The organism is Brevundimonas sp. G8 (assembly GCF_902506205.1).
Taxonomy (GTDB): Bacteria; Pseudomonadota; Alphaproteobacteria; order Caulobacterales; family Caulobacteraceae; genus Brevundimonas.
This window is the reverse complement of the sequence record NZ_LR732816.1, coordinates 1,424,229-1,443,918: the sequence shown is the minus strand read 5'-3', so window position 1 is coordinate 1,443,918 and position 19,690 is coordinate 1,424,229. Positions and strand designations below refer to the sequence as shown.

The 19,690-nt window shown below is 67.6% G+C and carries 19 protein-coding genes and 1 tRNA gene; 12 read left to right on the top strand and 8 right to left on the bottom strand.

Annotation, left to right across the window (positions count from 1 at the left end; all coding sequences use genetic code 11):
• The first annotated feature begins 5 nt into the window (after positions 1 to 5).
• Positions 6 to 779: a glutaminyl-peptide cyclotransferase gene (locus CHRYSEO8AT_RS06985; RefSeq protein WP_159848245.1), complete on the top strand. Its 774-nt coding sequence runs from the start codon at positions 6 to 8 to the stop codon at positions 777 to 779.
• A gap of 60 nt (positions 780 to 839) precedes the next feature.
• Here the strand turns inward: CHRYSEO8AT_RS06985 and katG are convergent, their stop codons facing one another.
• Positions 840 to 3,110, bottom strand: coding sequence for a catalase/peroxidase HPI (katG, locus tag CHRYSEO8AT_RS06980; RefSeq protein WP_159848242.1), 2,271 nt, complete (start codon positions 3,108 to 3,110; stop codon positions 840 to 842).
• A gap of 144 nt (positions 3,111 to 3,254) precedes the next feature.
• Between katG and CHRYSEO8AT_RS06975 the strand changes: the two genes are divergently transcribed.
• Positions 3,255 to 4,154 carry a hydrogen peroxide-inducible genes activator gene (locus CHRYSEO8AT_RS06975; RefSeq protein WP_159848239.1) on the top strand — a complete coding sequence of 300 codons (900 nt, stop codon included), beginning with the start codon at positions 3,255 to 3,257 and terminating at the stop codon, positions 4,152 to 4,154.
• Between the two features lie 7 nt (positions 4,155 to 4,161).
• Here the strand turns inward: CHRYSEO8AT_RS06975 and CHRYSEO8AT_RS06970 are convergent, their stop codons facing one another.
• Positions 4,162 to 5,445 carry a S41 family peptidase gene (locus tag CHRYSEO8AT_RS06970; RefSeq protein WP_159848236.1) on the bottom strand — a complete coding sequence of 428 codons (1,284 nt, stop codon included), beginning with the start codon at positions 5,443 to 5,445 and terminating at the stop codon, positions 4,162 to 4,164.
• 164 nt (positions 5,446 to 5,609) lie between these two features.
• Here CHRYSEO8AT_RS06970 and CHRYSEO8AT_RS06965 point away from each other — a divergent pair, with 164 nt between their 5' ends.
• Positions 5,610 to 5,861 (top strand): hypothetical protein, encoded by a 252-nt coding sequence (locus CHRYSEO8AT_RS06965; protein ID WP_135194053.1) that lies wholly within the window; start codon positions 5,610 to 5,612, stop codon positions 5,859 to 5,861.
• 109 nt (positions 5,862 to 5,970) lie between these two features.
• A complete protein-coding gene (locus CHRYSEO8AT_RS06960; RefSeq protein ID WP_159848233.1) occupies positions 5,971 to 7,344 on the top strand; it encodes an NAD-dependent succinate-semialdehyde dehydrogenase in 1,374 nt (457 codons plus the stop codon).
• A gap of 75 nt (positions 7,345 to 7,419) precedes the next feature.
• On the opposite strand, the gene acnA is transcribed toward CHRYSEO8AT_RS06960, so the two are convergent.
• Positions 7,420 to 10,146, bottom strand: coding sequence for an aconitate hydratase AcnA (gene acnA, locus CHRYSEO8AT_RS06955; RefSeq protein WP_159848230.1), 2,727 nt, complete (start codon positions 10,144 to 10,146; stop codon positions 7,420 to 7,422).
• Positions 10,147 to 10,355: 209 nt separating this feature from the next.
• Here acnA and ccmA point away from each other — a divergent pair, with 209 nt between their 5' ends.
• The 6 genes from ccmA to CHRYSEO8AT_RS06925 are packed head-to-tail and all read left to right on the top strand — an operon-like array spanning position 10,356 to position 13,538.
• Positions 10,356 to 10,979, top strand: a complete 624-nt coding sequence (gene ccmA, locus CHRYSEO8AT_RS06950; RefSeq protein ID WP_159848227.1) for a heme ABC exporter ATP-binding protein CcmA — start codon at positions 10,356 to 10,358, stop codon at positions 10,977 to 10,979.
• Positions 10,976 to 11,686: a heme exporter protein CcmB gene (gene ccmB / locus CHRYSEO8AT_RS06945; protein ID WP_159848224.1), complete on the top strand. Its 711-nt coding sequence runs from the start codon at positions 10,976 to 10,978 to the stop codon at positions 11,684 to 11,686. Before ccmA ends, ccmB begins: the two co-directional genes overlap by 4 nt.
• A 39-nt stretch (positions 11,687 to 11,725) precedes the next feature.
• Positions 11,726 to 12,445, top strand: a complete 720-nt coding sequence (locus CHRYSEO8AT_RS06940; protein WP_159848221.1) for a heme ABC transporter permease — start codon at positions 11,726 to 11,728, stop codon at positions 12,443 to 12,445.
• The gene (ccmD, locus tag CHRYSEO8AT_RS06935) at positions 12,446 to 12,664 is read left to right on the top strand and encodes a heme exporter protein CcmD (RefSeq protein WP_159848218.1); all 219 of its coding nucleotides are present in this window, start codon (positions 12,446 to 12,448) and stop codon (positions 12,662 to 12,664) included.
• Entirely contained in the window at positions 12,661 to 13,221 is a 561-nt protein-coding gene (locus tag CHRYSEO8AT_RS06930; protein ID WP_159848215.1) for a DsbE family thiol:disulfide interchange protein, read from the top strand. Before ccmD ends, CHRYSEO8AT_RS06930 begins: the two co-directional genes overlap by 4 nt.
• 53 nt (positions 13,222 to 13,274) lie before the next feature.
• Positions 13,275 to 13,538, top strand: a complete 264-nt coding sequence (locus CHRYSEO8AT_RS06925; protein WP_159848212.1) for a hypothetical protein — start codon at positions 13,275 to 13,277, stop codon at positions 13,536 to 13,538.
• Here CHRYSEO8AT_RS06925 and CHRYSEO8AT_RS06920 read toward each other — a convergent pair whose 3' ends face one another.
• From CHRYSEO8AT_RS06920 to CHRYSEO8AT_RS06910, 3 genes are all read right to left on the bottom strand, one after another.
• Positions 13,539 to 14,294, bottom strand: coding sequence for a M48 family metallopeptidase (locus CHRYSEO8AT_RS06920; protein ID WP_159848209.1), 756 nt, complete (start codon positions 14,292 to 14,294; stop codon positions 13,539 to 13,541). It lies immediately after the preceding gene.
• A 131-nt stretch (positions 14,295 to 14,425) separates the two neighbouring features.
• Positions 14,426 to 14,500: transfer RNA gene (locus CHRYSEO8AT_RS06915), tRNA-Gly, on the bottom strand.
• Between the two features lie 118 nt (positions 14,501 to 14,618).
• Positions 14,619 to 15,401, bottom strand: coding sequence for an SDR family NAD(P)-dependent oxidoreductase (locus tag CHRYSEO8AT_RS06910; protein WP_159848206.1), 783 nt, complete (start codon positions 15,399 to 15,401; stop codon positions 14,619 to 14,621).
• A 56-nt stretch (positions 15,402 to 15,457) separates the two neighbouring features.
• On the opposite strand from CHRYSEO8AT_RS06910, the gene CHRYSEO8AT_RS06905 reads away from it, so the two are divergent.
• On the top strand, positions 15,458 to 15,868 hold the full coding sequence (locus tag CHRYSEO8AT_RS06905) for a YkvA family protein (protein WP_159848203.1): 411 nt from the start codon (positions 15,458 to 15,460) through the stop codon (positions 15,866 to 15,868).
• Between the two features lie 30 nt (positions 15,869 to 15,898).
• On the opposite strand, the gene CHRYSEO8AT_RS06900 is transcribed toward CHRYSEO8AT_RS06905, so the two are convergent.
• Complete coding sequence (locus CHRYSEO8AT_RS06900; RefSeq protein WP_159848201.1) at positions 15,899 to 16,900, bottom strand: NADPH:quinone oxidoreductase family protein; 1,002 nt, start codon at positions 16,898 to 16,900, stop codon at positions 15,899 to 15,901.
• 144 nt (positions 16,901 to 17,044) lie between these two features.
• On the opposite strand from CHRYSEO8AT_RS06900, the gene CHRYSEO8AT_RS06895 reads away from it, so the two are divergent.
• The gene (locus tag CHRYSEO8AT_RS06895) at positions 17,045 to 17,914 is read left to right on the top strand and encodes an isoaspartyl peptidase/L-asparaginase family protein (protein WP_159848198.1); all 870 of its coding nucleotides are present in this window, start codon (positions 17,045 to 17,047) and stop codon (positions 17,912 to 17,914) included.
• Here CHRYSEO8AT_RS06895 and CHRYSEO8AT_RS06890 read toward each other — a convergent pair.
• The gene (locus CHRYSEO8AT_RS06890) at positions 17,911 to 19,632 is read right to left on the bottom strand and encodes an ATP-binding protein (RefSeq protein ID WP_159848195.1); all 1,722 of its coding nucleotides are present in this window, start codon (positions 19,630 to 19,632) and stop codon (positions 17,911 to 17,913) included. The two genes, CHRYSEO8AT_RS06895 and CHRYSEO8AT_RS06890, sit on opposite strands and share 4 nt — an antisense overlap.
• Positions 19,633 to 19,690 lie beyond the last annotated feature (58 nt).

Here is a 19,690-nt window from a genome sequence, read left to right as displayed (position 1 = left end):
CACCTATGACCCGCCTGTCGTCCCATCTCGCCGGTCTTGTCGCCGGCCTGCTTCTGGCGACAGGCGTTTCCCTGCCCGTCCGGGCCGAGGTTCCGATCCAGTCCTACGAGGTCGTGCGGGCCTATCCGCACGACACTGCGGCCTTCACCGAGGGCCTCTTCTTCCATGACGGCGGCCTCTACGAGAGCACCGGCATGTATCCGTCCTTCATCCGCCAGGTGCAGTTGGAGACCGGCGAGGTGCTGCGCCAGCGCGATCTGCCGACCGTCTATTTCGGCGAGGGCATGACCACGCTGAACGGCAAGCTCTACAGCCTGACCTGGCGCAACCACATCGGCTTCATCTGGAAGCTGGACGACTTCTCGCCGCTTGGCGGCTTCTCCTATCCGGGCGAAGGCTGGGCCCTGACCACAGACGGCCGCCGCCTGATCATGAGCGACGGCACAGACCAGCTGCGCTTCCTCGACCCCGAAACGCTGGCCGAGACCGGCCGGGTCTCCGTCACCGCCGACGGCCAACCGCTGACGCAGATCAACGAGCTGGAATGGATCGATGGCGAGGTCTTCGCCAACATCTGGCAAGACAACCGCATCGCCCGCATCGACCCCGAGACCGGCGTGGTGAAGGCCTTCATCGACCTGACCGCCCTGGTCCCCAAGGACATCGGCCTGGACCCCAACGACGACGTCCTGAACGGCATCGCCTGGGACGCCGCTGGCAAGCGTCTGTTCGTCACCGGCAAGCGCTGGCCGCAATTGTTTGAGATCAAGCTGCGCTAAACGACAAAGGGCCGGACGCTGCGACGGCGCCGGCCCCTTGCTTTCAGTCTCGGCTCAGGCTCAGCCGTGCAGGTCGAACCGGTCCAGCTCGGTCACCTTGGTCCAGGCCGCCACGAAGTCCGACACGAACTTGGACTGCGCGTCCGACCCGGCATAGACTTCGGCCAGGGCGCGCAGCACGGCGTTGGAGCCGAACACCAGATCGACGCGGGTGCCGGTCCACTTCGCCTCGCCCGTCTTGCGGTCGCGGCCTTCGAACACATCCTTGGCGTCCGAGGTCGCCGTCCACTTCACGTCCATGTCCAGCAGGTTGACGAAGACATCGTTGGACAGCACGCCCGGCCGCTCGGTCAGCACGCCGTGCGTCGCCCCGCCGACATTGATGTTGATGGCCCGCAGGCCGCCGATCAGCACCGTCATCTCCGGCGCCGTCAGCGTCAGCCGCTGCGCCTGATCGATCAGCAGGGCCTCGGCCGGCACGGCATAGCGAGACTTCTGGAAGTTGCGGAACCCATCGGCGACCGGCTCCAGATAGGAGAAGGATTCGACATCCGTCTGCGCCTGGCTGGCGTCCGTTCGACCCGGCGTGAACGGCACGCTGGCCTCATGCCCGGCCGCCTTCGCCGCCTGCTCGACGCCCGCATTGCCCGCCAGCACGATCAGGTCGGCCAGGGACACCTTCTTGCCGCCCGTCTGGCCCTGATTGAACTCGAACTGGATACGCTCCAGCGTCTTCAGCACCCGGTCCAGCTGCTCGGGCTGGTTGGCGGCCCAGTCCTTTTGCGGCGCCAGGCGGATGCGCGCGCCATTGGCCCCGCCCCGCTTGTCCCCGCCCCGGAAGGTCGAGGCCGAGGCCCAGGCCGTGCCGACCAGTTCCGACACGCTCAGGCCCGCGTCCAGCACCTTGGCTTTCAGAACCGCCGCATCCGTCGCATCGATCAGCGGGTGATCGACCTCCGGCACGGGATCCTGCCAGATCAGCACCTCGCGCGGGACTTCCGGCCCGACGTAGCGCGAGCGCGGTCCCAGATCGCGGTGGGTCAGCTTGAACCAGGCCCGCGCGAAGGCCTCGGCGAAGGCCTGCGGATTGTGCAGGAAGCGCCGCGAGATCGCCTCGTATGCCGGGTCGAACCGCAGCGACAGATCGGTCGTCAGCATGGTCGGCCGCTTCTTCTTGGACGGATCGTGGGCGTCGGGAATGACCTCGCCCGCGTCCTTGGCCACCCACTGGTGCGCCCCGGCCGGGGACTTCTCCAGCTCCCATTCGAAGCCGAACAGGTTCTCGAAGAAGAAGTTGCTCCACTGGGCCGGCGTCTGGGTCCAGGTGACTTCCAGGCCGCTGGTGATGGCGTCGCCGGCCTTGCCGGAACGAAAGCTGGAGGCCCAGCCCAACCCTTGCGCCTCCAGGCCCTCGCCTTCCGGCTCGGCCCCGACATGGTCGGCCGGGCCGGCGCCGTGGGTCTTGCCGAAGGTATGGCCGCCCGCGATCAAAGCCACCGTCTCCTCGTCGTCCATCGCCATCCGCGCGAAGGTGTCGCGGATGTCGCGCGCCGCCGCGATCGGATCGGGATTGCCGTCCGGCCCCTCAGGATTGACGTAGATCAGGCCCATCTGCACGGCGGCCAGCGGGTTCTCAAGATCGCGCGTGTGCTCGTCGCCGTCCGCGCGGTCGTCGCTGACCAGCACGGCCTCGTCGCCCGGCTTCACCACCCCGTGCGAGCCGTGGGCATAGCGTTCGTCGCCGCCCAGCCAGGTCGTCTCACGCCCCCAATAGACGTCCTGATCCGGCTCCCAGACATCCTCGCGACCGCCGGCGAAACCGAAGGTGCGGAAGCCCATGGTCTCCAGCGCCACGTTTCCGGTCAGGATCAGCAGGTCGGCCCAGGAGATGGCCTGGCCGTATTTCTGCTTGATCGGCCACAACAGGCGGCGCGACTTGTCGATATTGACGTTGTCGGGCCAGGAGTTCAGCGGGGCGAACCGCTGCTGCCCGCGTCCGCCGCCGCCGCGCCCATCGCCGACGCGATAGGTGCCGGCGCTGTGCCAGGCCATGCGGATGAACTGCGGCCCATAGTGACCGAAGTCCGCCGGCCACCAGTCCTGCGAGTCCGTCATCAGCGCGCGCAGGTCCGCTTTCAGCGCCTCATAGTCCAGCTTGGCGAAGGCCTCGCGGTAGCTGAAACCCTCGCCCAGCGGGTCGGAGCGGTTCGAATGCTGGTTCAGCAGGTCGGTGCGCAGTTGCCCCGGCCACCAGTCGCGGTTCTGCACCCCGCCGCCCGCGACGGATTCGGTCGTCCGGCCTGAGAAGGGGCATTTGGCTTCGTCGGTCATGGTGGCGTTTCCCTGCTGATTTCGCGCGACTTGAGGGCCGGTCTCGATAGCCCTGTAGATGACGAGGTCATTCGACACGGGTCAAACGGATAAAGCCAATCGATTATCCTTGGCGTCGGCATAGGACAGGCCTATCTCACGCCCATGCTCCCCACCCTGCGTCAGCTCCAATATCTCAAGCTTCTGGCCGAACACGGCAGCTTCTCGCGCGCCGCCGAGGCCGCCCACGTCAGCCAGCCCGCCCTCAGCGCCGGGGTGCAGGAGTTGGAGCGCATCCTGGGCGCGCCGGTGGTCGAACGGGCGCGTGGCGCCGTCATCATGACCGCCGTCGGAGCCGAGGCCGTGCGCCGCGCCGAGGACGTGCTGGCCCGCACCGAGGATCTGGTCGAGGCGGCCAAGAACGCGGGCCGCCTGCTGTCCGGCCGCTTCCGCCTGGGCGTCATCCCGACCGTCGCCCCCTTCCTGCTGCCCGCCAAACTGCCGTCGGTGAAGGCCGCCTATCCCAGCCTGAAGCTGTTCATCCGCGAGGACCTGACCCCTCGGCTGATCGCCGCCTTGAAGGCCGGTCAGATCGACGCCGCCGTCATCGCCCTGCCCTATGACGCGCCGGGCATCGAACACGCCCGCATCGGCGACGACGAGATCATGGCCGCCGCCCCCCACGACCATGTCCTGGCCGCGCCTGGCCCCATCCGCCCCGGCGCGCTGCGGGCCGAGGATCTGATCCTGCTGGAAGACGGCCATTGCCTGCGCGACCATGCGCTGGCGGCCCTGGACATCGAGGCCCCGCGTGGCGACGACGTCTTCGCCGCCACCAGCCTGCACACCCTGGTCCAGATGGTCGGCTCAGGCCTTGGCGTCAGCTTCCTGCCCAAGATGGCGGTTCAGGCCGGTCTCGCCGACACCCCCTCCGTCGCCATCCGCGCCTTCGAGAACCAGGCCGACGGCGCCCCGCCCCACCGCGAGATCGTCGTCGCCTGGCGCGCCGGCTCCAGCCGCGCCGCCGAGGCCCGACTGCTGGCCGAAGCGCTGAAACTGGACTGACCGGACGCTAGTCCTGCCGCAATGCGGCTGGTGATGTCGAACCCTCCGACCACAGGACATTCAGCCCGCTGATCCGACCTTGCCCATCACGGTTGAAACGCACCCGCTGGGTCGGTTCGCCTTCGACGGTAAACATATCCGTTGACAGCGCACGCAGCGTCCACGGCGGACGTTGCCCCTGGCGATACAGCAGCCGCTCATTTTCAACGAATACCCGCCCCTCGCCATACTGACCGACGTAGGGATCAAGCGGCGTCGCATAGTCCGGCGCTTCCAATGCCTCGATGATCCAGCGATCTTCGATGGCGATCGCCTCTGGCGCGCCTCGATCCAGAACATTGTGCAAGGCCAGAGCCCATCCGTGGTTTCGAGCCTCCTCTATAGGCCCGACGATGTCGGGCTGGACGCCGGATCGCTCCCAGTTTGTCTGGGTCAGAGGGCTGAGGGTCACGGCGAAGGGCACGAAAACCGAGAACCCGGATGGCGTTGCAATCGGTCGCGCCATACTGGCCGCTCCCATGCTCGGCTGACCGACGATCGTCGCCCGCCCGGCGGATTGCAGCATGTAGGGGAGGGCTTCGGCCGCAGAGGCTGAACGCGCGCTGATAAGGATGATCAAAGGCACGTCGATACGTGGCCGGGTGTAAGGCTCGGCAGGCCGCAGACTGGTTTCGGTCCCGATGCGGTCGCGCTCGAACATATAGGCGTCGGTGTGTGGAGGCAGAAAGGCGCTGGCCAAATACATGGCCATAGCAGGCGATCCCCCGCCATTGTCCCGCAGGTCGATGATCACCGCATCGGCATGCGCCAAGGTCTGTAGCGCAGCATCGGCCGCCAGTTTTTCGGGACTCTCGGGAGCATCGAAATCAATGTCCGCAAAGAACCTCAGATCGATATAGCCGATATTGCCCGGCAGTATCTCCAGGCTTCTAAATCCATAATTGATCCGCCGAACCTGGTCCTCATAGTCGATATGCAAAGCAGCTTCTTCTTTGGGGGTAGGCTCCGACGGCGGTCCAGCGACGCCGAAATGCCCATCGATAGGCTTCAGACGCCGGGTCAGCGCAACGGCCAACTGCTCACTGTCCGAGTATCGGTCGTAAGCGCCGTTTTCGGCCTCCATGCGCAGGGCCGAGGCGGCGGTCCTCGCATCCGCCACATCAAAATAATTGGCTTCGATCGCGTTCGCCACCTCATCCACGACACGCCGAGGATCGAGCGGTTCCGATGCCGATGCGAGACCACCGAACAGCAGAGAAATAGCAAGCGCCAGAGCCGTTGCGTGTCTCATGAATCCCCCAAACGGCGGGCGCTTGAATCGCTCGCCTAAACGAACAGTGCTCGATATTCGCTGAAATGACTATCGGCGTGGGCCGTGCCTCCGACGGAGGCCGAGGCGCTGAAACTGGACTGGCCCTGTTGACCTCAGCGCCGAACAGGCCGCTTGGGAAGCGCATGGCAACTGAAACCGTCTATATCGTCCAGGCCTATGTCCAAGGCCGGGGCAAGGCCCTTCGCGCCGAACAGCAGGTGGGCTGCAAGGACGCCGAGGAGGCGCGTCGCAAGGCCGAACGTCTGGCGCCTTTGCGCCTGGGCGTCGTCGCCTTCGCCGTCTCCGCCGACACCGAAATGGGCGACTACGACGAGGAGCCGACCATCATCTTCAAGTCCGGCCAGCTGCCGCCGCCCTTCAGCGACGCGGACTGAGACATTCGGCGAAAGGGCGGGGCAACCGCCCCGCCCAGCAGGCGTTCGTTTCCTTAGACAACGGATCGGCGCCGCCCCCGGGCGTCCGACCGAAGCTTCAGGACGCCGCATGGCCTATCGCACCCTCAATCCCTTCACCGAACAGACGGTCGAGGAATACGCCGAACACTCGGACGACGCCGTCGAGGCGGCTCTGGCCAAGGCCGACGCCGTCTTCCGCTCCGACTGGTCCCAAGGCGACATCCAGCCGCGCCTCGCCGTGCTGAAGTCGCTGTCGGCCCTGCTGACCGAGAACCGTGACAGCCTGGCCCGCACCATCGCCGAGGAGATGGGCAAGCCCCTGGCCCAAGGGCAAGGCGAGATCGACCTGTGCGCCGGTATCGCCGCCTATTATGCCGAAAAGGCCGCCGACTTTTTGAAACCCCAGAAGATCGACAGCGAGCTGGGCGAGGCCTGGGTCGAGTTCCATCCCGTCGGCGTGCTTCTGGCGGTCGAGCCGTGGAACTTCCCCATCTATCAGCTGATCCGCGTCGTCGCCCCCGCCATCGCGGTGGGCAATCCGGTGCTCTACAAGCACGCTGGCATCGTGCCGCGCTGCGCCGCCCGCTTCGCCGAACTGGTCCAGGAAGCCGGAGCCCCTGAGGGCTTCGTCGCCAACCTCTACATCTCCTCGGACAAGGTCGCCGAACTGATCGGCGACGACCGCATCCAGGGCGTGGCCCTGACCGGGTCGGAGGGCGCAGGGTCCAAGGTCTCGGCCCGCGCTTCGGAAATGCTGAAGAAGTCCACGCTGGAGTTGGGCGGCAGCGACGTCTTCGTGGTGCTGGACGACGCCGACATCGAAAAGGCCGTCGCGGCAGGCGTCGAGGGGCGGCTGTCCAACGCGGGCCAGGTCTGCACCGGCTCCAAACGCTTCATCGTCCAGAAGTCTGTCGCCGACGCCTTCACCACCGGCTTCGTCGAGGGCATGAAGAGCGCCGTCATGGGCGACCCGCTGGACGAGGCCACCGTCCTGGGTCCGCTGTCGTCCGAGGACGCGCTGAAAACGCTGACAAAACAGGTGGACGAGGCGGTTCAGCACGGCGCCAAGGCGGTGATCGGCGGCAAGCCGGCAGACCGCACCGGCTTCTTCTACGAACCCACCGTCCTGACCGACGTCGCCCGCGACAACCCGGCCTTCTACGAAGAATTCTTCGGCCCCGTGGCCCAGGTCTTCGTGGTCGAGGACGACGATGCGGTCGTGGCCCTGGCCAACGATTCCCGCTTCGGCCTGGGCGGGTCGATCTTCTCGGGCGACACGGCCCGCGCCCGCAAGCTGGCCTCGCGGATCGAGACCGGCATGGTCTTCATCAACACCACCACGACCTCGATGCCCGAGCTGCCGTTCGGCGGCGTCAAACGCTCGGGCTTCGGCCGCGAGCTGGGTGACGTCGGCATCAAGGAGTTCGTCAACCGCAAGCTGGTGGTCGTCAGCGCCGGCTGACCCACCGTCTTCGGACAAACAAAAGGGCCGGCGGATCGCTCCGCCGGCCCTTTCTTCATCTCAGCAGACCGCTGCCTATTCGGCGGCGATCGGCGCCTCGGTTTCCGGGCCGCGCGCCAGGTTGCGCAGCACGTAGGGCATGACGCCGCCGGCCAGCAGGTAATCCAGCTCGGTCTGGTTATCGATGCGGCAGCGGACCGGGAAGCGGGCCATCTTGCCGTCCGACGGACGGAACAGCTCGACCCACAGGTCCTGGCGGGGCTTCAGCTTGCCGATGTTGGCGTCCGACAGGCCGCGGATCGTAACGATCTCCTCGCCCGTCAGGCCCAGCTTCAGCCAGCCGTCCTGCTTGAACTGCAGCGGCACGACGCCCATCCCGACCAGGTTCGAACGGTGGATACGCTCGAAGCTTTCGGCGATGACGGCGCGGACGCCCAGCAGACGCGTGCCCTTGGCCGCCCAGTCGCGCGACGAGCCGGTGCCGTATTCCTTGCCGGCGAAGACGACCAACGGCCGGCCTTCCGACTGATACCGCATGGCGGCGTCATAGATCGACATGGTGTCGTTCGACGGGAAGTGTTTGGTCACGCCGCCTTCGATCTCGGGCGTGATCCGGTTCTTGATGCGGATGTTGGCGAAGGTGCCGCGCATCATGACTTCGTGGTTGCCGCGACGGGCGCCGTAGCTGTTGAACTCGGCCGCCTCGACGCCGTGGTTGGTCAGATAGACCCCGGCGGGCGAGGTCTTCTTGATCGAACCGGCCGGGGAAATGTGGTCGGTGGTGATCGAGTCGCCGAAGATCGCCAGGACGCGCGCCTCGACGATGTCCTGGACCGGGGTCAGGTCCATCGACAGGCCTTCGAAATAGGGCGGGTTGGCGACGTAGGTCGAGCTGTCGTCCCACTCATAGGTCTGACCGCCCGTGACCTTGATCGCCTGCCAGTGCTTGTCGCCCTTGAAGACGTCCTTGTAGCGTTTGGCGAACATGGCCGGGGTGACCGACTTCTTCTGGATGTCGGCGATCTCTTGCGAAGTCGGCCAGACGTCCTTCAGGAAGACGTCGTTGCCCTTCTTGTCCTGGCCGATCGGGTCCTTGGTGATGTCGATCCGCATCGAGCCGGCGATGGCGTAGGCCACGACCAGCGGCGGCGAGGCCAGGTAGTTGGCCTGGACGTCCGGGTTCACGCGACCTTCGAAGTTGCGGTTGCCCGAGAGCACGCTCGTCGCGACCAGGGCGTTGTCGTTGATCGCCTTGGAGATCGCCGGATCGAGCGGACCCGAGTTGCCGATGCAGGTGGTGCAGCCATAGCCGACCAGGTTGAAGCCCAGGGCGTCCAGATCCTTCTGCAGGCCGGCGTCGGTCAGATAATCGGTGACGACCTGCGAGCCGGGCGCCAGCGAGGTCTTGACCCACGGCTTGGCCTTCAGGCCCAGGGCGTTGGCCTTGCGCGCCACCAGGCCGGCGGCGATCAGGACCGACGGGTTGGAGGTGTTGGTGCACGAGGTGATGGCCGCGATGACCACATCGCCGTCGCCGACGGTGAACTTCTGGCCATCGACCGAGACGCGCTCGGCGTCGGTCGGGCGGCTGAAGACCTCGGTCAGGGCAGTCTCGAAGGCCGGGGCGGCGGTGGTCAGTTCGACGCGGTCCTGCGGACGCTTCGGACCCGCCAGCGACGGCACGACGGTCGAGATGTCCAGTTCCAGCACGTCGGTGAAGACCGGGTCTTCACTCGTCTCGTCGATCCACAGGCCTTGCGCCTTCGCATAGGCTTCGACCAGGGCGACGCGCGCCTTGTCGCGGCCCGTGGCGGTCAGATAGCCGATGGTGGCGGCCGAGACGGGGAAGAAGCCGCAGGTGGCGCCGTATTCCGGGGCCATGTTGGCGATGGTCGCCTGGTCCTCGATCGTCATGTTCGGCAGGGCGTCGCCGAAGAACTCGACGAACTTGCCGACCACGCCCTTCTTGCGCAGCATCTGGGTGACGGTCAGCACCAGGTCGGTCGCCGTCGTGCCTTCCGGCATGGCGCCGGTCAGCTTGAAGCCGATGACTTCGGGGATCAGCATCGGGATCGGCTGGCCCAGCATGGCCGCCTCGGCCTCGATGCCGCCAACGCCCCAGCCCAGGACGGCCAGGCCGTTGATCATGGTGGTGTGGCTGTCGGTGCCGACGACGGTGTCGGGATAGGCGACGGTCTTCTTGCCTTCGTCGATGGTCCAGACGGTCTGGGCCAGGTTCTCAAGGTTCACCTGGTGGCAGATGCCGGTGCCGGGGGGCACAACGCGGAAGTTGTTGAAGGCCGACGAACCCCAGCGCAGGAAGTTGTAGCGCTCGATGTTGCGCTCATATTCGCGCTCGACGTTCTGACCGAAGGCCTTGGACGTGCCGAAGTTGTCGACCATCACCGAGTGGTCGATGACCAGATCGACCGGCACCAGCGGGTTGATCTTGGCGGCGTCGGCGCCCAGGGCGCTCATGGCGTCGCGCATGGCGGCCAGATCGACCACGGCGGGCACGCCGGTGAAGTCCTGCATCAGGACGCGGGCCGGGCGGAAGGCGATCTCGTGCTCGACCGAGCCCTTGTTCTCGACCCAGGCGGCGACGGCGCGCAGGTCGGCTTCGGTGACGGACACGCCGTCCTCGTTGCGCAGCAGGTTCTCCAGCAGCACCTTCATCGAGCGCGGCAGGCGGGAAATCCCGGTCAGACCGGCTTCCTCGGCGGCGGGAAGGCTGTAATAGGCGTATTTCTTACGCCCGACGGAAAGGTCCTGGCGGGTCTTGAAGCTGTCGTTCGACGGCATGGAGTCTTCCTCTGGTCAGCGCCGCCCGACAATCCGGTTGCGCCTTCGCGCGACAGACGCAGCGGCTCACAGGGCCCCTGCGCGCGCGGCGAAAGCCTGCTGCGGCGACCGTGCCTATAGCTCCACGGGATCGCACCGTCCATGTGTCCACACCCTCGACAGGGACATTGAGAAGGGTTCGCAGATTCCGCGAGCTTGGCGGAACTTAGATGATCCACACCCTCACCCTCTCCGACCTGACCGTCTCGCGCGGCGAGCGGCGGCTGTTCCATGGCCTCGACCTCACGCTGCGCGCCGGCGAGATCCTGGCCCTGACCGGGGCGAACGGCGCGGGCAAGACCAGCCTGTTGCGGACCATCGCCGGCCTGCTGCGGCCCGACGCCGGAACGGTCGCCTTTCATGACGGCGACGGCAATCCACTGGACGCCCGTGAAGCGCGCGGACGCGAAACCCATTTTCTCGGTCATCTTGACGGGCTGAAGGGCGGCCGCACGGCGCGCGAGGAGCTGGGCTTCCAGTGCGACTGGCTGGGCCACACCCAGTACGGCCTCGATCACGCCGTCGAAGCTTTCGGCCTGAAACCCCTTCTGGACCTGGAGGTGCGGCGTCTGTCCGCCGGCCAGCGCCGCCGCCTGGCCATGGGCCGGCTGGTCGGATCGCCGCGCGCCCTGTGGCTGCTGGACGAGCCGATGGCGCCGCTGGACACTCGCTGGCGCGAGGCCTTCGCCGAACAGATGCAGCGCCATCTCGACGCCGACGGGCTGATCGTCGCCGCCGTCCACGACCCCCTGCCCCTGCCGACCCGCGCTCTCGATCTGGGGAGCCTGAAATGAGCCGCCGCGACGCCGATCAGGAACCGCGCCCGCCCGGCCTGCGGGGCGCCACGCGCGTCCTGCTGGAGCGCGAACTGGACCTGGCCTGGGGCGGGGGCGGCGGGCCGCTGCTGGCCTGCGGTTTCTTCGCCTGTCTGACCGCCATCCTGCCGTTGGCGGCCGGCGGCGACCCGCGCACGCTCGGCCCCGTCGCGGGCGGCGTGGCCTGGCTGGCCCTGGCCCTGGCGTCTCTGCTGTCGCTGGAGCGGCTGTTCGAGCGCGACATGGAGGACGGCGGCCTGGACCTGCTGGCGCTCGGCCATCTGTCGCTGGAGCACGTCGTCCTGATCAAGGCCGTGGCCCAGTGGATCGCCGTCGGCCTGCCGCTCGCCCTGACCGCGCCCGTCGCCGCCCTGGCCCTGGGCCTGCCGGCGTCGCTGACGCCTCTGACCGCTCTGACCGCCCTGATCGGCGGGGCGGGTTTCGCCTTCACCGGCGCGCTGGGCGCAGCGCTCGCGTTGGGCGCCAAACGCGGCGGCCTGCTGATCGCCGTGGTCGTCCTGCCCCTGTTCATCCCGCCCGTGGTTTTCGGCGCCGGCGCCCTGGAACGCGCCGCATCTAGCCAGCCGGTCGGCCCGGCCCTGGCCCTGCTCTGCGCCTATGTCCTCTTCGCCGCCGTCATCGCCCCCTTCGCCGGAGCGGCCGCCGTTCGGAACGCGCAAGGGTGAGCTTGCCCGTCAGCCCTTCGCCGCGTAAGCGCTGAATCGATGTTCGGCCTGTCCAACCCGCAGCGCTTCATGGCTTTCACCGGCCCGTTGACGCCCGTCCTGTGGGGGCTCGCCGCCGTATTGCTGAGCGTCGGCGCCTGGCTCAGCTTCTCCGTCCCGGCCGATTATCAGCAGGGCGACACGGTGCGGATCATGTTCGTCCACGTCCCCGCCGCCGTCTGGGGCCTGGGCGCCTATGCGGCCCTTGGCGTCTCCAGCTTCTTCGCCCTGGTGTTTCGTCATGCCCTGGCCGACGCCGCCGCCCGCGCCGCCGCCCTGCCGGGCGCCGCCTTCACGGCCCTGGCCCTGTTCACCGGCTCGCTGTGGGGCCAGCCGATGTGGGGAACGTGGTGGGTGTGGGACGCGCGCCTGACCAGCGTGCTGGTGCTGTTCCTCTTCTACCTTGGCTATATGGCGCTGAGGGCCTCGATCGACGACGAGCAGAAGGCCGGGCGCGCCGCCGCCGTCCTGGGCCTCGTCGGCCTGATCAACCTGCCGATCGTCAAATTCTCGGTCGATTGGTGGAACACCCTGCATCAGCCCGCCAGCTTCCTGACCCCCGGATCATCGGGCCTGGACCCGGTCTATCTGCCGCCCTTCCTGACCATGCTGGCGGCCTATGGGGTGCTGTTTGCGGCCCTGTGGCTGACGGCCATCCGCACCGAGATCCGCCGTCGCCGCGTCATGACCCTGCGCGCCCGTTCGGCTCAAGAGGCCTAGATGCTCGATCTCGACATGACCCCCTACGCCGCCTTCGTCTGGCCCGCCTGGGGCGTCAGCGCCCTTGTCCTGGCCGCCCTGACCGCCCGCGCCGTCATCGCCTCCCGCAAATGGAAGCGTGAACTGGCCAAGCTGGAGACGAACCAAACCCCGTCGCCAGAAGAAGCAGGCCCCAACCGCCCTCAAGTAGCGCGAAGCGCGATAGGGCCAAAAAAGTGAACCGCTGGCTGGCCATCCTCCCACTAGTCGTGCTCGCGGCGTTGGCGGCCCTTTTCGTCGGCTGGTCGCTGAAGCGCGATCCGGCCTTCAAGCCTGACGCCCTGGTCGGCCAGACCATCCCCGAGACCGTCCTGCCCCTGCTGTCGGGCGATCAGGCGGGGCCGGGCAATCTGGACCTGAAGACCGCCGGCGTCGGTCGACCCATGCTGGTCAATGTCTTCGCCTCCTGGTGCGCGCCGTGCCGGATCGAACATCCAAAACTGCTGGCGCTGAAGGCGCAAGGCATCGCCGTCGTCGGCATCGCCTACAAGGACGAGCCGGTCGCGACCCGCGCCTTCCTGGACGAGATGGGCGACCCCTATTCGATGGTTCTGGTGGACCGGGAGGGGCGTGCAGGTCTGGACCTGGGCATTTCCGGCGTGCCCGAGACCTTCGCCGTCGACGCCATGGGCCGGATCACAGCCAAACAGTCCGGCCCCCTGCTGGACGACGCCGACATCGAGCGGCTGGTCGCCTCCATGCAAGCTCCGCCGCGCCCGGCGCCTCGCCCTCAGTGATCCCCTGAACGCGCGTTAACCCTTTTTCGAGGGTTTCCATTAACCATACCGGCATGAGCGCGATTCGCACCGGCCTGCCGCTGAACCTGCCCGCCCCGGGCCTTGACCTGCCGAGCGCGCGCAACGCCCAGGCGGCCTTCTTCCGCGCTGCCATGGACCAGGCTGCGGCGACAAAGGCCCCCACGCCCGCCGCCGCCGTCATGTCCACAATCCGCACCGCCAACCCCGCCCGCCCGGTCGAGGCGCCGGCGGCCCCGCCTCAGCGCGAAGAGCCGCGCATCATGCGGCCCGGCTCCTACCTCGACATCCGGGTCTGATCAGTTCCAGCCGCGGCTGGCGATATACTGCTGAAGCATGTCGATCCGCGTCGCGTCCGACGGGTGGGTCGAGGCGAACTGAGGCGTCTGGGTCTGGCGTTGCGCCGCCATCAGCCGCCAAAGGGCGACGGCTTCCGACGGCTTGAACCCCGCCCCCGCCATATAGTCGACGCCCAGCCGGTCGGCCTCCAGCTCGTCGCGCCGCGAATAGGGCAGCAGCAGGCCATACTGGGCCGCCAGACCGCCATAGGCGTTCACGGCATCCCCATACCGCCCGGCCGCCCCGCCCACGGCCGCCAGACCAACGCTGGTCACCGTCTGGTTCGAGGCCCGCTCGGCGGCGTGGTTGGCGACGACGTGGCCGATCTCGTGACCGATGACGCTGGCCAGTTGGTCGTCGTTCTGAACCAGGGCCAACAGGCTGGTGGTCACGCCGATCTGACCGGACGGCAGGACGAAGGCGTTGGGGCTGGCCTCAGTGAAGACCGCATAGTCCCAGGTCCGGTTCCCCAGGCCCGCCGTCTGCACCAGACGGTCGCCGACGCGCCGTATCCGGTCCACCTGGGCGCCGGTCGTCGTCACGCCCGGCTTGGCGATGGCCTCACGCCACGCCTGCGTCGATTGCTGCGACAGGGCCGCATTGTCCACCAGCAGGAACTGGTTGCGACCCAGCGCCTCGTTATAGGCGCAGGCGGACAGGGCCGAGGCCGCGACGGCGGCGGTCAGGACGAGGGCGGAACGGCGGGGCAGGATCACGGGCGGCCTCTTCGACAGTTTGGATCAGCCAAGCAAATCCCGGCCGCCGGGTCGAGGTTCCAAAGCCGTCGCCGGGGCCTGAAACGACAAACGGCCCGTCGTTTCCGACGGACCGTTTCGTACTCTCGACTTGGAGCGGGCGAAGAGATTCGAACTCTCGACCCCAACCTTGGCAAGGTTGTGCTCTACCACTGAGCTACGCCCGCACTCCGTAGGAGCTAGGTGCGCTCCCCGTCGAGGAGGGGGCGTATAGCGGAGGGTTGAGCGGTCCTGCAAGAGTGAATTTGCAAAAAGCGACCAAGCCCTGCTCACGCCCTCTGCGCGTTAGCGCGGCGCCAAGCGAATGGCGCCGTCCAAGCGGATGCATTCGCCGTTGATGTAGACGTTCCGGGCCAGTTCCAGCACCAGGGACGCGTAGTCGGCCGGCGTGCCCAGGCGGCTGGGGAAGGGGATGGCGGCGGCCAGGGCGTCCTGGATCTTCTGGTCCATGCCGGCCATCATCGGCGTCCACATGATGCCGGGCAGGATGGTGTTGCAGCGCACGCCTTCCTGGGCCAGATCTCGGGCCACTGGCAGGGTCATGGCGTAGACACCGCCCTTGGACGCCGAATAGGCCGCCTGGCCGATCTGGCCGTCCTGGGCCGCTACAGAAGCGGTGTTGACGATCAGGCCGCGCTCGCCGTCCGCCATCGGTTCCAGCGTGATCATGCCGGCCGCCGACTGTGACAGGACGCGGAAGGTGCCGAACAGATTGACCCGTACGGTGCGCTCGAACGCCGCCATGTCGTGGGCGCGGATCTCGCCCGTGTCCTTCTTGCGCGACACAGTCTTCTGGCCCGTGGCGATGCCGGCGCAGTTGACGGTCAGACGCTCCTGGCCGTGGGCGGCGCGGGCCTTTTCGAAGGCTGCGGCGACCGAGGCGTCGTCGGTCACGTCCACCTGGCAGAAGACGCCGCCGATTTCCTTGGCGATCTCTTCGCCCCGCTCGGCGTTCAGGTCGAACAGGGCGACCCGTGCGCCCGTCGCCGCGATGGCGCGCGCGGTGCCTTCGCCCAGGCCCGAGGCGCCCCCAGTGACCACGGCGGCGATGGTGTTGTCGAGTTTCATCCTGATCGTTCCTATGTATTGTTTGAACCTGAGTTTCGTTTGAGGATTTAGCGGCCATGACCGCCAAAGCCAAACCCGCCGATCCGGCCCCCGATCCCGCCGATGTCCTGGATCCGAAAAAGGCGCTCGTCCCTTCCGTCGTGAAAGTCAACGAGGCGCGTGTGACCCGGGGCTTCTGGCCCAAGATCACCCGCACGGCCGCCCGCATCCCCTTCGCGGATCAGGCTCTGGCCGCATGGTACGCCGCGCGCGATCCTGACACGCCGATGGCGGCCAAGGGCATGATCTTCGCCGGCCTGGCCTATTTCGTCCTGCCGATCGACGCCATTCCCGACATCTTCGCGGGCATCGGCTACACAGACGACGCCGCCGTGATCACCGCTGTCCTGGCCATGGTCGGCGCCAACATCAAACGCCGCCACCGCGACCAGGCCGAGGACGCGGTGCAGCGGTTGAAGAAGAAGTAGGCGGGCCTCCCCCGCTGTGCTGGGGAGGATTTAGCTCTCCACCGTCACCACGATCTTGCCCAAGGCCTGACGGTCGCCCAGCGCCTTGATCGCCTCACCCGCCTTCTCCAGCGGGAAGGTCTTGGACACGCGCGGCTTGATCTTGCCGTCGGCGTACATCTGCATCAGTTCGGCCATGTTGGCGGCATGGCCCTTGGGATCGCGCGCGACGGCCGCACCCCAGAAGACGCCGATCACCGACACCGACTTCAGCAGGGTCAGATTCAGCGGCAATGACGGGATCCCCGCCGGGAAGCCGACCACCAGATACCGCCCGTTCCAGTCCATGGCCCGCAACGCAGGATCGGCATAATCGCCACCTACCGCGTCATAGACCACGTCCGCGCCGTCGCGGCCCGTCGCCAGCTTGAACTCGCCCGACAGCTCTTTCTGCGCGGCCTTGTCCATCGGCCCGCTCGGATAGATCAGGCCGTTGTCGGCCCCCAGGTCCAGGGCGAACTGGACCTTGTCGTTGGTCGAGGCGGCGGCGACCACGCGCGCGCCCATGGCCTTGCCCAGTTCGACGGCGGCGGCGCCCACGCCCCCCGCCGCGCCCAGCACCAGCAGGGTCTCCCCGGCCTTCAGCTGCGCCCGATCCTTCAGCGCATAATAGCTGGTGCCATAGGTCATGATCAGGGCCGCCGCCTCCTCGAAGCTCATGGCCTCGGGAATCGGGATGACCGTCTCGGCCCGCACCGCCAGCCGTTCGACCAGCCCGCCCCAGCCCGGCACGGCGATGACGCGGTCGCCCTTGCGCACGCCCTTGACGCCCTCGCCCACCGCCTCGACCACGCCCGCGACCTCGGCGCCGGGCGAGAAGGGCCGTTCGGGCCGGAACTGGTATTTGTCTTCGATGATCAGCGTGTCGGGATAGTTGATCCCCACCGCCTTGACCTCGATCACCACCTCGCCCGCCTTGGGCGTGGGATCGAGCACGTCCTCGACCACCAGAGTTTCGGGACCGCCAGGCGCTTTCGAAAGAACGGCACGCATAGAAATTTCCTTTCTTGGCCTATCGCGCTTCGCGCTGCTTGAGGCCATTTCCCCTGGACCGACATGGCGCGGCCTTCATCGCGACGCTAAAGAGCGCCACGCCCGATTGAAAGAGGCGACGAAAACCAGGCTCAGGAAGACGACATGACCGCCCTCATCCTCCACGGCGGCGCCGGCGCCCGGCGCGAACGCAACTACGACGCCGAGGTCGTGCATATGCGCCAGGTGGTCGAGGCCATGAAGGCGCGGTTGGACGCGGGCGACAGCGCCCTGGACGTCGCCACGGCCGCCATAGTCATGCTGGAAGATTCCGGTCTCTACGTCGCCGGCAAGGGTGCCTCGCCCAACCTGGCCGGCGCCTATGAACTGGACGCCAGCATCATGGACGGCTCGACGAAACGCGCCGGCGCCGTCGCCGCCCTGCAAGGGTTCCGCAACCCGGTCGTCGCCGCACGCGCCGTGATGGACCGCACGCCCCACGTCATGCTGGTGGGCGAGGGGGCAGCCCTGTTCGCCCACGACCAGGGGCTGGAGCTTATCGCCGACGAGGCCGCCTGGTTCACCGGCGCGGGCCAGGGCGAAGACAATCACCCGCCCGGAACCCTCAGCCACGGCACCGTCGGCGTCTGCGTTCTCGACAGCCAAGGTCGCCTCGCCGCCGCCACCTCGACCGCCGGGGTGTTCGGCAAGATGCCGGGCCGCGTGGGCGACACCCCCATCCCCGCCGCCGGAACCTGGGCCGACGCCCGCGCCGCAACCTCCTGCACCGGTCAGGGGGAGTATTTCATCCGCGTCGCCGCCGCCGCCCAGGTCGCCTGGCGCGTCGCGGCGGGCCAGACCCTTAGCCAGGCGACCCAGGCCGTCATCGACGAGATCGGCGCAATGGGCGGCGACGGCGGAATGATCGCCCTGGACGCCGCCGGAAACATCGCCGCCCCCTTCAACAGCCAGGGCATGAAACACGCCTGGCTGACCCCCGCCGGCGAGATCGGCGTCGAGGTCTTCCGCGACTAGGTTTTCGCCGACATCACGTCGGAGATCGTGGTCAGCAACACCTTCAGGTCGATGGGCTTGGCGACCACCGCATCCATGCCCGCCGCCAGATAGGTCTCGACCTGTTCCACCATCGCATTGGCCGTAAGGGCGATGATCGGCGTCCGCGCCAGGCCTGTGTCGGCCTCGCGCTGGCGGATGGTCCGCGTCGCCGTCGGGCCGTCCATGTTCGGCATCTGCACGTCCATCAGGATCAGGTCCCAGGCGCGCGATTGCGTCGCCTCGACCGCCTGAAGGCCGTCCTCGACGATCTCGACCTCGATCCCGGCCTGGCCCAGCAGGCCCCGGATCACCTGCTGGTTGACCGGATGGTCCTCGGCGACCAGCACCCGCAGCGCCCTTTCCGGCCCGGCGTCGGGCGTATCCTCGCCGGCCTTCACAGGCTGCGCTGGCGTCAGCGGCAGGGTGACGACGAAGGTCGCCCCTTCTCCGGCCTCGCTCTCCACGTCGATCCGGCCGCCCAGCAGTTCCACCAGCGTCGCCACGATCGACAGCCCCAGCCCCGCCCCGTCGCGCCGGTCCACCGCCGCCGCCTCGATCTGGGCGAAGCGCGTGAACAGATGTTCGATCTGATCGGCCGGTATGCCCCGCCCGGTGTCCGAGACCCGCAACACCACCCCGGCATCCGTGCGTGCGACATCCAGCGCCACCTGACCCTCGGCCGTGAACTTGATGGCGTTGGACAACAGGTTGAACAGGATCTGGCGCAGGCGCACCGGATCGGCGCTGACCCAGCCCAGGCCCGCCGACCGTACATGGAAGGCCAGTCCCTTGCTGTCCGCCAGCGGCCTCAGCGTCTCGGTCACCTCATGGATCAGGGCGTCGGCGTCGATGGCCTGGGGCACGATCTCCAGCCGCCCCTCCTCGATCCGCGACAGGTCCAGGATCTGGTTGATCAGGTCCAGCAGGGTGTGCGCCGAGCGGTCCAATATCTCCAGCCGCGTCTTCTGCCGATCCTCCAGCACATCCCCGGCCATGATCTGCGCCATGCCGATGACGCCGTTCAGGGGGGTGCGGATCTCGTGGCTCATATTGGCCAGGAAGCGGGACTTGGCGGCGTTGGCCTCATCCGCTTCAGCTCGCGCGCCCTCGGCGGCGTCACGGTCCCCCACGGCCGCCGCGTGCGCCGTCTGGACCTCGACCAGCAGGGCCTTGTTGCGCTGGTCGGCGGCGAACAGGTCGCACCACAGGGCGTGGGTCGCGCGCGAGATGATGACCAGGATCGCCGCCAGCATGACAAAGGCCGCCCCGACCGCCAAGCCGTGCGGACCGATCAACGACGGATAAATCACCACCAGCACGGTGGCGCAGATCGGCGCCGCCGCCAGACCCAACAGCCTCGGCGCCGCGCTGAACTGAACGAAGGCCACCCCGATCGACCAGACCTGGATCAACACGACCACCAACATCACGTCGGGGCGGGGGTTCATCAGCCAGGCGACCAAGGGCCCCGACACCCCCAGTCCGAACCGAACCGCCACGATCACCATCAGCACGACCGGCCAGCCAGACGCCGGCGCCGCCTCGTTCTGATAACGCTTGACCCTCTGCTGCGCCCAGGCGTCGAACGCCATGCCGACGGCGGCGAACCCCAGCCCCAGCCAAGGCTGCCCCAGGGCCGCCAGGATCAGCCCCGCCGCCGCCCAACTGCCGTACAGAACGGCCGGCGGAGTAACCATATTTTCCAGGACGAAGGCCCAGACTGCGATCTTTTCGTCGGAGACAGAAGTCGCTTTC